Raw genomic sequence first — 15111 nt, forward strand, 5'->3', positions numbered from 1 at the left:
CATGCGGGCCCGCCTTCTGGGGGCTTACCGCAGCCAGTATCCCAACCCGCTCCGGTTCCACACCGGCCAGATCGTCGAAGTAGGTGTCCGTGACGAGGAATGGCCGGCGTTTGCCTGGGTACGCACCAACGATGGGCGCGCTGGATGGGCGCCCATCGCCTGGTTGCAGCTGCTGGACGAGGGTCGCGCCGAAGCGCTGTGCGACTACGACGCCCGCGAGCTGGATGTGGAAAGCGGCGAGATGGTGAAGCTTCATCACGAACACGGCGGGTGGTGGTGGTCCGAGCGCGCCAATGGCGCGACGGGTTGGCTGCCGGCCCGCGAACTGGAACTGCTGGAAGAGAACTGCAAATGAGCCAGACCAAGAACTTCAACCTGCCCGACCTGGGCGAAGGCCTGCCGGACGCGACCATCGTCGAGTGGTTCGTCAAGGAAGGCGATGTGATCAAGCTGGACGAGCCGCTGGTCTCGATGGAGACCGCCAAGGCCGTCGTCGAAGTGCCGTCGCCGTTCTCCGGCAAGGTGCTGAAGCTGTCCGGCGCTGCCGGCGACATCATCCCGACCGGATCGGTGCTGGCCAGCTTCGAACTGGACCCGAACCTGCCGCAGCGTGCCGATGGCCAGGACACCGGCCACAGCCATGGCCACGCTGCACCGGCCGCCGCACCGACCCCGCCGCCGCTGCCGGCCGCCGCTGCACCGGTGGCCGCCGAAGCCGCCAAGCCCGCCGCCGCCGAGCGTGATGACGCCGGTACCGTGGTCGGCGCGATGCAGAGCTCCAATGCCGTGCACGCCGAACAGGCGCTGGCCGTCGGTGGCGTCAAGGCCGTGCCGGCCGTGCGTGCGATGGCGCGCAAGCTGGGCGTCGATCTGAGCCGCGTGGCCGCTACCGGCACCGATGGCGCGGTGACCATGGCCGACGTCAAGCAGGCCGCCGCCAACGGCACCGCCAAGATCGGCGCCGCTCCGGCCCCGGCCGCTGCCGCCGCCTATGCCGCGCCGGCCCCGGCGCAGGTGTCTGCCACGGTGCAGAGCGAAGCCCGCACCCCGCTGTCCGCCGCCGGCAAGCCGATGCGCACCCAGCCGCCGGGCGTGGTCGCCAAGGGCCAGCCGGAACCGCTGAAGGGCGTTCGCCGCAACATGGCGCGCGTGATGGCCGATGCGCACAGCAAGGTCGTGCCGACCACGCTGAACGACGATGCCGACATCCACGCCTGGCTGCCGGGCAACGACGTCACCGCGCGCCTGGTGCGTTCGATCGTGGTCGCCGCGCAGAAGGTGCCGGCGATGAACGCCTGGTTCGACGGTGAAGCGCTGACCCGCACCCTGCACGCGCAGGTGGACATCGGCATCGCCGTGGACACCGACGACGGCCTGTTCGTGCCAGCACTGCGCAACGCCGACATGCTCGACGCACGCGGCATCCGTGAAGGCGTCAACCGCCTGCGCGAGCAGGTCGAATCGCGTTCGATCGCCGCCTCGGAACTGAGCGGCTACACCATCTCGTTGTCCAATTTCGGCATGTTCGCCGGCCGCTACGCGACCCCGGTCGTGGTGCCGCCGTGCGTGGCTATCGTCGGTGCCGGCCGTGCCCGCCACCAGATGACCCCGGTGATGGGCGGCGTGGAAGCGCACAAGGTGATCCCGCTGTCGGTCACCTTCGACCACCGCGCGGCTACCGGTGGTGAAGCGGCCCGCTTCCTGCGCGCGATGATGGACGACCTGGCCCTGGCCAGCTGATCGGCCACCTTATCGGTGGGTGCCAACCTTGGTTGGCACATGAATTGGAGAAACGCCGGGCAATGCCCGGCGTTTTTTTGTGCCTGCTCCGTCGCACCCCATCTACGCATGGACGTGGATCTACTGGGCTCTCCGACGGTCGGGCGAGAGCGCAAGGGGGCATTTTGAGAATAGTTGCATGGATTCCCAAGAGTAGCTCGATAGCATTGAGCCTCTCTGCAGACGTCGAATTTCCATGTTCGAGACACCACCCACACTCGAAGAAATCCGGAACAAGGTTGATGATTTTTTCCGCGCCTCCCCGTTCAGCACACTGCTGCCGAGAGATGAGGATCCATCGAGCACGAGTTGGGTTCTGGACATCATCTTCCTGCGTTGGCTCTCCCGAAATAGCGCGTTCCTTGACGCATCTGTCGGATCTGCGGTGGCGGCCGCTCTTTCGCCGGAAGATGCCTTGGCATGCATCGAAGCTGCTTTTCAGGACGAAATCCCCGGCGCGGCGTTCGACCCGGAACTGCTGGAGTTTACCGTTCGCTACTTCTGCAAACGCGCACCCTATTCCTCGGATTTCTTCTCCCTTTTTCTGCAAAGCGAAATGCCTTCACCGGACGCCATGTGGGACAAGCAGGAGCAGGTTTACGCGATTATCGATTCTCGTCTGCAGTCATGGCGCAATGGCGAGCCCATCGTCCGGGCACTCATCGCCAAAACCGATCAACAAGGAGACGCCGAACCGGCTACGCCGCTGGACGCTGACGTCTGGATCTCAACGCTGGCAACGCTATCGGATGCTGCAGTCACCCACGAAGGCTGCTGTGCATACGCCGACCACTTCTACAGGCCACTGACGAAACCACCGTCAGTAGAAGTCGTCCTGGCAGTCATGAGGGAATTTCTTCGCGACCCACCACATGATGCGTCGATCATGACTGCAACGGACAACTTCCTTTCGGATATTCCGTTCTCCCGCTACATCAAAGCCTATTCCATCCTCGCACCTGAACTGCTGGGCCGTTCTTCAGATGCCGCGCTCAATCTGTTTGATTATCCAGGTTGTGAACTGACGCCCCGTCAGATACGGCAGTTCATCAAGGAACTCAGGCGGTGCAATCCCGGCCGCGATGTGGTCGGAGAGCTGGCCCAGCTGGCCATTGAGCGGGATTCGGAAGACGACGAGACATTCTCAATCGTCATCGAAGCAGCGCAGAAGCAAGGGTAGGTCCAGGAGCCAGCAAGTGCCGGCCCCCTCCCTTGATCAGTTCCGCGCGACCATGCCCTCGGCGCGGCTATAGACACGCAGGCGATGGCCATCCGGATCGGCACCGACGAAGGTGTGGCCGAATTCCAGGGTCACCGGTGCCTGCAGAATCCACACGCCGAGCCCGCGCCACGCATCGTGCATCTGCTGCACGGCCTCCGGGTTGGCGACCACCATCGCCAGTTCGGCGGCACCGGCCTGCGCAGACACAGGTGGCTGCACGTCGTCGCGTTGCCACAGGCCCAGTGCGGCGCCATCGCCGAGCAGGAACAGGGCGAAACCGGGCGACTGCTCGACCGGTGGCTTGCCGAGAATCCCACTGTAGAAGGTGGCGCTGGTGGCGACGTCGCGCACGTACTGCAGCAGGGTGCTGGGCGTGAACATGGGGAAGCTCCGTTGTTGGGAGCAATCATGGTGGTACGGCCCTGCTGACAGATTCTGTCAGTAGCGTCGAGCTTGCTCGACCGCTGTTGCCCTTGCCCTGGTAGATGTCGAGCTTGCTCGACTGCTGTTGCCCTTGCCCTGGTAGATGTCGAGCTTGCTCGACTGCTGTTGCCGTTGCTCTGGTAGATGTCGAGCTTGCTCGACTGCTGTTCGCGAAGATCAAAGGCGGTCGAGCAAGCTCGACCTCTACCAGGAGCGAAGAGCGAAGGCCGCCGTCCCCAGGAGCCGGAAGCGATGCACGGAAGCAGTCGAGCACGCTCGACCCTACGAACGGTCCAGCCAGTCCGGTGCGATGCCCTGTGCCTTCTGCCAGCGCCGCAGCAGGGTGGCGCGCGGCACGAGGTAGCGATCCTCCAGCACGCGCACCTGGCGGATGCGGTCCAGCCGGAAATGGCGGAAGTCCTCGCGGCCTTCGCACCACGCCGCCAGCATCGGCACTTCATCGAAGTAGCCCAGTGCGAACGGCCAGACAATGCGCTCGCTGCGCTGGCCCTGTGCATCCTGGTAGCCGAACTTCAGGCGCTGCTGCGACCCCACAGCCTCACGCACGGCCTGCAGGCGTGCCGCCGGCACCTTGGCTGCCGCACGCGAGGGACCCACGCGCAGGCCGCTGTCACGCAGCGCTTCGCGCCGTGCTGCAGGCAATACATGCGCAATGCGGGCCAAGGCATCGCGTGCGGCCTCGGCCAACGCGGGTTCGGTGCGGGCCGCAACCCAGCGCAGGCCCAGCACCAGTGCATCGATCTCTGCGGGTGGCAGGGTCATCGGCGGCAGGGTATCGCTAGGTGCCAGCTGGTAGCCGACGCCAGCCTCACCACGCAGGTCGGCGCCTTGCTCGCGCAGGGTCTCGATATCGCGGTACAGCGTTCGCAAGCTGATGCCCAGCGCTTCGGCCAGCACCTGCCCGGCCACCGGCCGTCGATGGCGGCGCAGCAGCTGTTGAAGCTGGGTCAGGCGCAGCGCACGCGACATCAGCCGACCAGCGCGCTCGATGCCACCACATGCTCACCCGGTTGCGGGGCCAGCGCGGCCTCGACCAGTGCCTTGGCGATTTCGCTGGCCGGGTTGATCCGCCACGCCCGTGGCAGCAGCGGCCCCAATGCCCCCAACACCGTCAGCGCCAGGCGCTCGCCACGTCGCACCTCGGTGCGCTCGCCGCCGATCAGCCCGGGGCGGACCAGGGTCAACGAGTTGAAGCCCAGCGCGCGCAGGTCATGCTCCAGCTCGCCCTTCACCCGGCTGTAGAAAATCGACGACTGCGGGTTGGCGCCGGCTGCGGAATTCAGCACATAGGTCTGCGCACCCTGCGCCTGCGCCAGGCGGGCGAACGCCAGCGGGTAGTCATGGTCGATACGGTGGAAGGCCTCGCGGCTGCCGGCTTGGGCAATGGTGCTGCCGAGCGCGCAGATGACCGCGTCCACGCGCGTCCATTCGGCTGCGTCGGGCAGTGCATCGAAGGCCAGCACCGGGTTCTCCAGCTTGGCGTGGGCCACAGTCAACGGGCGGCGGGTCGGCGCGATCACGGCGCTGCAGCGCGGGTCGTCCAGCAGCCTGGACAGGGTCAGCCCACCGACCAGCCCGGTCGCCCCCAGCAACATCACGCGCATCACCACCTCCACTGCGGCATCCTGTCGCCCATCCTAGCCGTTCAAGCCGTCGGCGGCCGCGCCGATATGCTGGAACCAGTCCCTGCCAGCCCCAGGATTTGCTCCATGACGGACCAGCCCGACCACCGCCCTGCCCCCGGTACCGCCCTTGGGCCGCCGGCACGCGTGCGCGCGGTGGTGGACGATGGGCTGGGCGACCGCGTGGTGCTGCAGGGTGGCGGTGGCGTGGCCCTGCAGCAGCTGTTCGCCGGGGCCGACGCACCGGAGCCGCTGCTGGCCGCGTTCGCCAATGGCATGGCCACCCTGCCCGGCGAACTGGGCGACATGGGCGACCGCCTGCAGTCGGCGCAGGCCAGCGCCGATTGGCCGCGCTATGGGCGCGCAATGCGGCAGCTGATCGACAAGTACATCCGCACCATCGAACAGCATTCGCCGGATGGGCAGCCGGAAAGCCTGCGCCTGTCCGAGCAGCTGCGCCTGCTGCTGGGCGGCGCGGTGGTGGCCCTGCTGCAGCACGATCCGGACCTGCGCGAGCAGGCGCAGACGCTGGCCATGCAGCTGCGCCAGTGGCAACCGGGCACGGCGCTGGAACCGATCGAACAGGGCGTGCGCGAGCTCGGCCACCAGGTCGGCGTGCGTGCCGAGAGCTGGCAGGAGCAGCAGGCGCTGCTGCTTGAGCTGTTCGCGCTGCTGCTGGAGAACGTGAGCGAGCTGCTGGATGACCGCAGCTGGCTGCAGGGCCAGATCGCCGCAGTACGCCAGCTGCTGGACGGGCCGTTGGAAGCTGAGGCGGTCGAGCGCACCCGCGCCGAACTGCGCGAAGTGATCTACAAGCAGGGGCTGCTGCGCCAGGGCATCGACGATTCGAAGGCGGCGATGCGCGGGTTGATGGGCGAGTTCATCGAGCGCATGGATGGCATGGCCACCAGCACCGGCGAATACCACGACCGCATTGGCAGCTATGCGCTGCAGCTGCGCGAAGCGCGCAGCATCGCCGACCTCAATCAGCTGCTGCAGGACGTGATGCGCGATACCGGCAAGGTGCAGCAGCAGGCCGCACAGGCGCGCGATCACCTGGCCAACGCGCGGCAGGAAGTGGAGCGTGCAGAGCAGCGCATCGCCGAGCTGGAGCAGGAACTGCGCGCCGCCGGTGACCTGGCGCGCATCGATCCACTGACCCAGGCGCTGAACCGCCGTGGCCTGGACGAACTGCTGCAGCGCGAGCTGGCGCGCGCCGCGCGCAACAACTCGCCCCTGGGCGTGGCGGTAATCGATCTGGATGATTTCCACCAGACCAACGATGCGCACGGCCATGCCGGTGGCGATGCGCTGCTGCAGCACCTGGTAGCCGTGTGCAAGCTGCTGCTGCGCGCCACCGATGGCATCGCGCGGCTGGGTGGCGACGAGTTCGTGCTGGTGCTGCCGGAAACCCAGGGTGCCGACAGCATGGCCACCGTGCAACGCCTGCAGCGTTCACTGGCGCACCGCGTGCTGACCGTGCAGGACCAGCGCGTGCCGGTGCATTTCAGCGCCGGGCTGGCGCAATGGCAGCCGGGCGATGACACCGAAGCGCTGCTGCGGCGCGCGGATGACGCGCTGTATGCGGCCAAGCGGCAGGGCAAGAACCGGGTGCAGGCGGGTTGATCGCCCGGCCCACCGCGAACCGCTTCGGTAGGTGGCAACCTTGGTTGGCACACGCCGGAACAAAGCGCCGACCAAGGTCGGCCTCTACCAACGCAAGGGACAGCGCTTTGGTAGGTGCCAACCTTGGTTGGCACACGCCGGGGCAAAGCGCCGACCAAGGTCGGCCTCTACCAACGCAAGGGACAGCGCTTTGGTAGGTGCCAACCTTGGTTGGCACACGCGGAAACAAAGCGCCGACCAAGGTCGGCCTCTACCGGGCAATGGGCCGCCGCTTACTTCCCGCGCAGCTTCTGGAACCCGGTCACCGCCGCCAGCACGATGGCGCCGGCGATGATGCCCACCACCATGTTGGCCGCAGCGCTGATCAGCCAGCCCCACTGCCCTTCGCCACCCAGTGCCTGCACCGCGTGGTGCAGTGCCGGCACGTTGTGCACCAGGATGCCGCCACCGACCAGGAACATGGCGATGGTGCCGGCCACCGACAGGAACTTCATCAGCCACGGCGCCGAGGCCACCAGGCCACGACCGAAGGCGGCGATGGCACCGCCCTTGCGCGACAGGTACAGCCCAACGTCATCGAGCTTGACGATGCCCGCCACCAGTCCGTAGACGAACACGGTCATGGCCAGCGCAACCACGCTCAGCGTCAGGATCTGGTTGGTGAACGGTTCGGTGGCGACCACGCCCAGGGTCAACACGATGATCTCGGCCGAGAGGATGAAGTCGGTGCGGATCGCGCCTTTTACCTTGTCCTTCTCCCACGCCACCATGTCCACCTGGGTATCGGCCAGCGCCTTGCGCCGCTCGGCCTGATGCTCGGCATCGTCGTCAGCCGAATGCAGGAAGCGATGCGCCAGCTTCTCCACGCCCTCGAAGCAGAGGAAGGCACCGCCGATCATCATCAATGGCACGATCAGCGGCACGTTCCAGCCACGGCTGTGCAGCCACGCCTCCAGTGCACTGATCGCCAGCGCCGCCGGTACCAGGATCACCTTGTTGACCAGCGAGCCCTTGGCCACCGCCCACACCACCGGCAGTTCGCGGTTGGCGTTGACTCCGGTGACCTGCTGCGCGTTCAGCGCCAGGTCGTCGCCCAGCACACCGGCGGTCTTCTTGGCCGCAACCTTGGTCAGGACCGAGACGTCGTCCAGCAGGGAGGCGATATCGTCGAGCAGGGCGAACAGGCTGGCACCGGCCATGGCGGATCCAAAAGAGGGAATGGGCGGATTCTGACCGATCCGGCGTGGGCTGCGGAAGAGATCGGGTTCACCGCATGCCTACCGCCCCCCGGCGACACTGCGTAATCCGGACATTGCCGGCCAGCGGCCGGCACTACCTGTATCCGTCGCATGGGAGTGTCGCTTGAGCAATCCGCCCACCGCCAATGGCAATCCCCCGCTGGTCAAAGGCATGAACCGGCGCAGCCAGATCCTGCGCCTGCTGATGCGCTACCGCCATTCGGGCGTGTTCTCGGGCATGAACCTGGACGCCGCCAGCAACCAGGCCGACGTCCCCGCCGATGGCAATCCGGAACAGTTCGTCAGCGACCTGGAGGCGCTGGGGCCGACCTTCGTCAAGCTGGGCCAGATGCTGTCCACCCGCCCGGACATGGTGCCGGTGGAGTTCGCCACGGCGCTGGAGCGCATGCAGGAAAAGGTGGCCGAGATTCCGGTCGAGCGCATCCATGCCATCGTCGAACAGGAGCTGGGCGCGCCGGTGAACAAGCTGTTCGCCGCGTTCGATCCCGAGCCACTGGGCTGTGCCTCGATCGCGCAGGTGCATCGCGCGGTGCTGCACGATGGGCGCCAGGTGGCGGTGAAGGTGCAGAAGCCCGAGGTGGCCGCGCAGCTGCGCTCGGACCTGGAGGCACTGCGCAGCTTCGCGCTGGCCGCGGACCATCTGACCCAGGTCGGCCGCCGTGTGCGCCTGCGCGACTGGCTCAACGAGTTCGCCAAGACACTGATGCAGGAGCTGGACTACCACGCCGAGGCCGAGAACCTGGCCCGTTTCGGCCGACACCTGAAGCCGTTCCGCCGCCTGTGGATTCCGCAGCCGCTGTGGGACTACAGCAGCCAGCGCGTACTGACCATGGAACTGGCCACCGGCGTGCGCGTGAATGCGATTCCCGATGTGCGCCGCACCGAGCAGTCGATGGACCCGCTTGCGGCGGCGCTGATCCGCGGCTACCTGGACCAGATCTTCGTGCACGGCGAGATCCATGCCGACCCTCATCCCGGCAACCTGCGGGTGATGCCAGATGGACGGCTGGCGATCTTCGACCTGGGCATGGTCGCGCACATGCCGCCGCGCCTGCGCGAGCGGCTGCTGAAGATCCTGTTCGCCGCGGTCGATGGCCGTGGCGAGGAAGTAGCCGACGATCTGATCAGCATCAGCACGCGGCTGGAGGCCTTCGACGAAGAGCGTTACCTGCGCGAGACCGGACAGCTGATCGCGCGCTACGCCGCCAGCGGTAGCTTCTCCGAAGGCCGCGTGGTGCTGGACATGGTGCGCATCGCCACCGCCTGCGGCCTGCGCACGCCGCCGGAACTGAGCCTGCTGGGCAAGGCGCTGCTCAATCTGGAAACCGTGTGCCGGCTGCTGGCACCCGAGCTGGAAACCCGCCGCATCGTTGAGCGCCAGCTGCAGCACGTGATGCGTGCGCGCCTGAAGAAATCGCTGTCTGCCGCCAACCTCGCCAGCGAGGCGATGGAACTGCAGCAGCTGCTGCGCGATGGGCCGCGCAAACTTTCGGACATCATGGCGCTGCTGGCCGAGAACCGCCTGCAGATGAAGGTGACCGGCCTGGAAGAATCGCGGTTGATGGAGAACCTGCAGAAGATCGCCAACCGCGTGGCTGCCGGCATCATCAGTGCCGCATTGATCATGGCTGCGGCGATGATGATGAAGATCGACACCGGCTGGCACCTGTTCGGCTACCCGCTCATTGCGCTGATTCTGCTGTTCATCGGCGTGGTGCTCGGCCTTGGCATCGTGACCAGTGCATTGCTGTTCGACCGTCGTGCGCGGGCACGCGAAGAACGCGGGCATCGCTAGCGCATCAGCGAAAACCGCCGTATTCATGCGGTTTTTAATGTAATCCAACGAAGCCCTTCACGCTCGTTTTACCTTCTGAGCGCGATTGCGCGCGTGTTCTTTCAACAAACATTTCAGTCAGGTTCGTGCATGCACTATCGGGTCATCGGCCTGTCATGTACATGTGCTTGTGGCAGCGTCGGTCGGATGGACACGCGTCGGTACGACGTCCATCACCACCACCCCGTCACTGCCGAAGCTGCCTATGCTCTGGATACTGCTGCTGTCGTTGTTGCTGCTGTGCTGGTTGTTCCTCGCGTCCGACAAGTGGGTGTGGTGGAAGGCTGGTGCGTTCTCGCTGCTGCTGCTCATGCTCAGCGCGTGGTGGCTGATCGACAAGCTGTCCGGTGATGGGCTCAATGCCGCCACCCTGTACCACCTGGGCGCCGACATGGAAGGCGCCGGTGTCTCCGACTTCAAGGGCTATATCGCCGGCTTCATCGTGCTGGCGCTGGTCTCGCTGCTGCCGCTGTTCGCCACGCGGGTGAAGCGCTGGCGCCGGCCCGGCCATGGTGGCGCATTGTTCGCCGGTTTCGCGGCCGTATGGGTGGCCACGATCATGATCAGCCCGCTGGCCCGCGACGGCCAGCGCCTGTACCAGCAGCTGCGCCCGGTCGACTTCGCCCGCATCGCCCCCGAGTACCAGGTGCCGACGCAGCCGCTGCAGCGCCCGCGCAACATCGTCTGGATCTACGGCGAGAGCCTGGAACGTACCTACCTGGACGAGGCCGTGTTTCCCGGCCTGATGCCCAACCTCAACCGCCTGGCGTCCGAGTCACTGGACGTGCGCAACCTGGCCTCGGCCGAGGGCAGCGGCTGGACCATCGCCGGCCTGGTCTCGTCGATGTGCGGCGTGCCGCTGACCACTTCGCAGGGCGATGAGAACAGCATGGACCGCATGGGCAGCTTCCTGCCCAAGGCCGTGTGCCTGGGCGATTACCTGAAGCAGCAGGGCTATACCAACCACTATCTGGGCGGTGCCAACGGCCAGTTCGCCGGCAAGGGCCAGTTCCTGGCCAGCCATGGTTTCGATGAAGTGCATGACCTGGCGTGGTTCAAGCAGCAGAAGAAGATCGGCCGCATCCACTACTCGGCCTGGGGCGTGCACGATGACGTGCTGCTGGATACCGCCTACCAGCGCTTCGAGCAGCTCTCGCGCGCCGGTTCGCCGTTCATGCTGACCACGCTGACCATGGACACCCACCACCCGGCGGGTCACCTGCCGGTGTCGTGCAAGGGCGAGCGCTACCAGAGCCAGTACGGCAACATCAACATGCTCAACGCGCTCAAGTGCAGCGACCGCCTGATCTCGCAGCTGGTGCAGCGCATCCAGGCCAGCCCGTACGGCAAGGACACGCTGATCGTGATCGCCTCCGACCACCTGGCGATGCCCAACGATCTGACCCACATCCTGACCCGGCAGAAGCGCGAGAACCTGCTGCTGTTCCTGGGGGATGGCATTGCCCCGCAGCAGCTCAGCGCCGACGCCGGCACCACCCTGGATTCGGGTGCGACCCTGCTCAGCCTGCTGGACCCGAACCTGAAGACGATGGGCTTCGGCCGTTCGCTGATCGACGGCCAGCGCGCGCCCAGCGCCAGCGTGGCCACCCAGCGCGATGGTGGCCGTGACTATCCACAGTATCTGGCCTTCGCGCGTTCACTGTGGCTGGGCGAACCAACCCGCGAGCTGAAGATCGATGGCGATGACCAGGTGGTGGTCGGCCTGCAGCACGTGCAGCCACCGGTGTTGCTGGAGTACGACAAGGACTGGAGTCTGAAGTCCGTGTACCTGGAAAACACCTCACGCCAGTTCGACGATGCCAACCCGGACAACACCCTGGCCTACGTCGACCGCTGCACCGCGTTCGAGGACGGCTCGGCCGACGGTGACTGGTGCGCCCTGCTGGTCAACCGCGACAACGGCATCAAGCTGTACCGCGACAACGACCTGCGTGGCGGCATCGCGGTGGATGCACCGCTGGACGCGTTCCAAGGCCCGCGCCCGAGCGTGCGCCAGGCGCACATGATCACCCAGAAGGGTCGTCGTACCCGTGCCGGCCAGTACATGCTGCAGCTGGTGGCGAGCACGCGCCCGGATCGCGGCTTCTGGATCGAGGCGGTGTCCTCGCAGCGCAAGGTGGTACTGGCGCAGCAGTGGGTGCAGCCCGATGCCAACGGCAAGATCAACGTGTCGTTCGGGCTGGACCACGAAGTGGATGATCTGGAGATCCGCGCGTGGTTGAACCACGCCGAGAAGCTGGCGGTGGACACGTTCGCACTGGTGCCCTCGCGCAGCCGACCACGAGGATAGGGTTCTTTGCAGGGCTGCGCCCTGCACCCGTGGTAGTGCCGGCCGCTGGCCGGCAACCTCAGAAGCAACAGCAACAGAGTGCATTCCGTGGTTTGGCGGGGCGGTGCCGGAGTGCGGGGACGCCGCAAGTACGTCCCTGTAGGCTTGGCAGCCGCATCCATGCGGCTGACACCCCGCACTCCGCCACCGCCCCACCTTTGACAGATTCCTGCGACTGTTTGTAGGTGTCGACCTTGGTCGACACTTCTGTCAGATATCGAAATCAATCCGGGGTCAGATCCGTTTTCCTCCGGAAAACGGATCTGACCCCAAGAGCATGTCCAGCAGATCACGGAAATCTGTCGAAGGCGGGGTGGGTCCGGTTGCGGGAGTGTCCGCGGCATGGATGCCGCGGCCAAGCCCCCATGGACGGGTTTACGGCGTCTCCCGCAACCGGACCCATCCCGCCAAACCACGGAATGCACGCTGTTGCTGTTGCTGTTGCTCCGGCTCGTAGCGGGTGCAGGGCACAGCCCTGCAGCCCCCCCCTACTCCTGCGGATCGCGGGTGATGTGGATGTCGGTCGGGGTCGACAGCGGAATGTTCCGCTCCGCCAGGATCTGCAGCAGGCTGAAGTACAGATCGCTGCGGGTGGCATACACCTGCCGCGGGCTGGCCACGTACGCGAAGCTGTTGATGGTGATCTGGCCACCGGCAATGCTGTCGATGTAGACCGTCGGCGCCGGCTGCTTCAGCACGTTGGTGTGCGCGGTGTACGCATCCAGCAACGCCTGCCGCAGGTTGCCGACATCGGTGCTGGGCGGCACCGCGAACTGGATCTGGATGCGACCCTGGTTGTTGCCCATCGTCATGTTGCGCACGGTCTTGGTGACCAACTCGGAGTTGGGCACGATCAACGTCGACTTGTCGCCCACCTGGATCTCGGTCGAACGCAGGCTGATGCGGCGGATGTCGCCCTCCTGGTCGCCCAGCTTTACCCAGTCGCCGATCTTCACCGGACGCTCGGCCAGCAGGATCAGGCCGGAGACGAAGTTCTGTGTGATCACCTGCAGGCCGAAACCAATACCCACTGACAACGCACTGACGAGCAGCGCCAGCTTGGTCAGCTCCAGCCCCATCGCCGTCAACGCCCAGATCACGGCGAGGATGATGCCGACGTAGCGGGCGACGGTACTGACCGAGTTGCGCGCCCCCAGGTCCAGTTCGGTCTTGGGCAGGTAGGTATCGGTCAGCCAGCGCTGCACCAGCTGGGTGATCGCCAGGCCGGCCAGGAGCACCACAACCGCCAGCACGATCTGCATCGGCTTCAGGGTGGTTCCGCCCAACGGAATGCCCGTGGTGAGCAGCGAAGTGAATCGCTCCACCACCGCACCGATGTTGCCGAACGGCGCCACCAGGGCAAGCAGCGTGAGCAGCACGACCACGGTACGCAGCGCCGCCGACAGCAGCACGCCGGCCTGCTCCAGCCGCGACACGCTCAGGCCGGTACTGAGCAGGATGGTCTGGCCCACTTTGCTGTCGGCGTTGAGCATCCACGTGCTCAGGTCATCGACGAATTTGAACAGCAGCGTCGCCGCCAGCACCACGATGCTGCCGCCGATCAGCTGCTGGTTCACGAATTTGGCGAAGTTCAGGTAGCCCAGCAGGGTGGCGATGATGGCCGCCACCACCGCGACATTGCCCGCCACGCGCGCCAGCACCAGCCAGCTGCTGCGGCGCACCGGCGTACTCGGGCCCTGCCCGTCGGCCTGCGCCTCCAGCTTGGCTTCGGCCTCGGCGGTCTGCCGCCGATGCAGGCGCGCCAGGGTCACCAGCATGGCCATGATCAGGCCGAGGTAGGTCAGCGCAATCAGGCCGTCCAGCGCCACCGTGGTGACGTCGCTGGTACGTGTGGCCTGATCGAGGGCGACCAGCACCGTGCTCAGCCAAGCCAGCGCCGCCGCGCACCACGCGTACTTGCGCAGTTTGAGTGCGGCGGTGTCATCCAGATTCAGCAACCGCCACGACGGACGCTTGGGAACCAGCATGCAGGCGCTGAGTGCAGCGATGAAGGCGGCGCGGAAGGTCGCGGTTTCCAACCCATCGGCCACCACCTGCAGGCGCGGCGCGATGGCATCGATCGCATCAAGCGCTGCCATCAGTACAACCACGGCATAGCCGGGCAGCAGTGTCCCCACCAGCAGCAGCCACATGGCCAGGCCGGAACGGCGCAGGCGACCGTCCGGCGCGCGCTCGGACTCCGCAAAGCGCCGCCCCAGCCTGCGCAGCCACAGCCGCAGCGGGAACATCATCACCAGCGCGGCCACCAGGCCCAGCAACGGCGTGCCCCAGCCATTGGCCCGGACGCCAGCGACAAACGTATCGCGCCCCTGCTCGGCCAACGGCGCGACGCGTGCGATATCGATCGGCAGGCGTTCGGCCACCTTGCTCCACAGTGCTGGAGACAACGGCGAGGCGACCTTCTTCCCCATGTCTTCGGCGCGTTGCGCAGTGCGCTGCTGGTCGATGTCGGCTGCCAGCTGCTGGGCACGCACGGCACTGGTCTTGGCCTGCGCTAAGGACGCGGCCAGGCCGTCGCGCTGCTTGTTGATGGTGCGCCGTTGTGCCGCCAGTTCAGGCGGCTCGGTGGTGCCTTCGGCAGGTGTGCCCAGCTGCGCCAGTTGTTCGTCGAGGCGAACCAGCTGTGGCTGCAGCTCCTTTTCCAGTGCCTCAGCATCCCGCCGCGCCTGCGAGGCATTCTCGGACAGCATCGCCAGCGTCTCGATGGCGGCCGCATCACCACGCTTGCGGTCGACTTCCTTCAGCTTCGCATCGATATCTGCCAGCTGCTGCTTCGGCGTGGGCTCATCATCCTGTGCCAGCACCGGCGCGGACAGCAGGAGGGCAGTGCACAGCATCAGGACCCACCAGGGCCCCCGTGCACGGATCGATCGCAGGAAAGAAGACAAGCCAGCCACACCGGTTCGCGCGGACCACCGCGCCTGCGCGCGACTATACGGCAGAGCCGGTCAAGG

General features: G+C 66.2%; 10 protein-coding genes and 1 pseudogene. 6 read left to right on the forward strand and 5 right to left on the reverse strand.

The window, feature by feature from the left end; genetic code table 11:
- Nucleotide 1 precedes the first annotated feature (1 nt).
- The 3 genes from QRO95_RS04655 (at nucleotide 2) to QRO95_RS04665 (ending at nucleotide 2959) form a co-directional block, all read left to right on the forward strand.
- On the forward strand, nucleotides 2–355 hold the full coding sequence (locus tag QRO95_RS04655) for an SH3 domain-containing protein (RefSeq protein WP_005411349.1): 354 nt from the start codon (nucleotides 2–4) through the stop codon (nucleotides 353–355).
- Nucleotides 352–1740, forward strand: coding sequence for a dihydrolipoamide acetyltransferase family protein (locus QRO95_RS04660; RefSeq protein WP_285301778.1), 1389 nt, complete (start codon nucleotides 352–354; stop codon nucleotides 1738–1740). Before QRO95_RS04655 ends, QRO95_RS04660 begins: the two co-directional genes overlap by 4 nt.
- Before the next feature lie 235 nt (nucleotides 1741–1975).
- On the forward strand, nucleotides 1976–2959 hold the full coding sequence (locus QRO95_RS04665) for a hypothetical protein (RefSeq protein WP_285301779.1): 984 nt from the start codon (nucleotides 1976–1978) through the stop codon (nucleotides 2957–2959).
- Between the two features lie 36 nt (nucleotides 2960–2995).
- Here the strand turns inward: QRO95_RS04665 and QRO95_RS04670 are convergent, their stop codons facing one another.
- From QRO95_RS04670 to QRO95_RS04680, 3 genes are all read right to left on the reverse strand, one after another.
- Entirely contained in the window at nucleotides 2996–3382 is a 387-nt protein-coding gene (locus QRO95_RS04670) for a VOC family protein (RefSeq protein WP_285301780.1), read from the reverse strand.
- A 324-nt stretch (nucleotides 3383–3706) separates the two neighbouring features.
- Nucleotides 3707–4414, reverse strand: a complete 708-nt coding sequence (locus QRO95_RS04675) for a YafY family protein (RefSeq protein WP_121504220.1) — start codon at nucleotides 4412–4414, stop codon at nucleotides 3707–3709.
- Entirely contained in the window at nucleotides 4414–5049 is a 636-nt protein-coding gene (locus tag QRO95_RS04680; protein WP_134951860.1) for an NAD-dependent dehydratase, read from the reverse strand. Before QRO95_RS04680 ends, QRO95_RS04675 begins: the two co-directional genes overlap by 1 nt.
- A 105-nt stretch (nucleotides 5050–5154) precedes the next feature.
- On the opposite strand from QRO95_RS04680, the gene QRO95_RS04685 reads away from it, so the two are divergent.
- The gene (locus tag QRO95_RS04685) at nucleotides 5155–6693 is read left to right on the forward strand and encodes a GGDEF domain-containing protein (protein WP_253144325.1); all 1539 of its coding nucleotides are present in this window, start codon (nucleotides 5155–5157) and stop codon (nucleotides 6691–6693) included.
- Between the two features lie 272 nt (nucleotides 6694–6965).
- Here the strand turns inward: QRO95_RS04685 and QRO95_RS04690 are convergent, their stop codons facing one another.
- The gene (locus QRO95_RS04690; protein ID WP_285301781.1) at nucleotides 6966–7892 is read right to left on the reverse strand and encodes a DUF808 domain-containing protein; all 927 of its coding nucleotides are present in this window, start codon (nucleotides 7890–7892) and stop codon (nucleotides 6966–6968) included.
- Between the two features lie 208 nt (nucleotides 7893–8100).
- On the opposite strand from QRO95_RS04690, the pseudogene QRO95_RS04695 reads away from it, so the two are divergent.
- Nucleotides 8101–9747 (forward strand): annotated as a pseudogene (locus tag QRO95_RS04695) (ABC1 kinase family protein); the annotation flags it as partial.
- A 244-nt stretch (nucleotides 9748–9991) separates the two neighbouring features.
- Nucleotides 9992–12097, forward strand: a complete 2106-nt coding sequence (locus tag QRO95_RS04700; RefSeq protein WP_285301783.1) for a phosphoglycerol transferase I — start codon at nucleotides 9992–9994, stop codon at nucleotides 12095–12097.
- A 527-nt stretch (nucleotides 12098–12624) separates the two neighbouring features.
- Here QRO95_RS04700 and QRO95_RS04705 read toward each other — a convergent pair.
- Nucleotides 12625–14994 (reverse strand): DUF3772 domain-containing protein, encoded by a 2370-nt coding sequence (locus QRO95_RS04705; protein WP_285301784.1) that lies wholly within the window; start codon nucleotides 14992–14994, stop codon nucleotides 12625–12627.
- Between the last annotated feature and the right edge of the window lie 117 nt (nucleotides 14995–15111).

This window comes from Stenotrophomonas maltophilia group sp. Smal13 (assembly GCF_030236855.1).
Lineage (GTDB): Bacteria > Pseudomonadota > Gammaproteobacteria > Xanthomonadales > Xanthomonadaceae > Stenotrophomonas > Stenotrophomonas maltophilia_A.

What these genes read in the sequence shown, in the direction of transcription:
- QRO95_RS04660 (WP_285301778.1), top strand. Translation starts at nt 352, where the DNA reads ATGAGCCAGACCAAGAACTTCAACCTGCCCGACCTGGGCGAAGGCCTG.
- QRO95_RS04690 (WP_285301781.1), bottom strand. Translation starts at nt 7,892, where the DNA reads ATGGCCGGTGCCAGCCTGTTCGCCCTGCTCGACGATATCGCCTCCCTG.
- QRO95_RS04675 (WP_121504220.1), bottom strand. Translation starts at nt 4,414, where the DNA reads ATGTCGCGTGCGCTGCGCCTGACCCAGCTTCAACAGCTGCTGCGCCGC.
- QRO95_RS04680 (WP_134951860.1), bottom strand. Translation starts at nt 5,049, where the DNA reads ATGCGCGTGATGTTGCTGGGGGCGACCGGGCTGGTCGGTGGGCTGACC.
- QRO95_RS04685 (WP_253144325.1), top strand. Translation starts at nt 5,155, where the DNA reads ATGACGGACCAGCCCGACCACCGCCCTGCCCCCGGTACCGCCCTTGGG.
- QRO95_RS04665 (WP_285301779.1), top strand. Translation starts at nt 1,976, where the DNA reads ATGTTCGAGACACCACCCACACTCGAAGAAATCCGGAACAAGGTTGAT.
- QRO95_RS04700 (WP_285301783.1), top strand. Translation starts at nt 9,992, where the DNA reads ATGCTCTGGATACTGCTGCTGTCGTTGTTGCTGCTGTGCTGGTTGTTC.
- QRO95_RS04705 (WP_285301784.1), bottom strand. Translation starts at nt 14,994, where the DNA reads ATGCTGTGCACTGCCCTCCTGCTGTCCGCGCCGGTGCTGGCACAGGAT.
- QRO95_RS04670 (WP_285301780.1), bottom strand. Translation starts at nt 3,382, where the DNA reads ATGTTCACGCCCAGCACCCTGCTGCAGTACGTGCGCGACGTCGCCACC.
- QRO95_RS04655 (WP_005411349.1), top strand. Translation starts at nt 2, where the DNA reads ATGCGGGCCCGCCTTCTGGGGGCTTACCGCAGCCAGTATCCCAACCCG.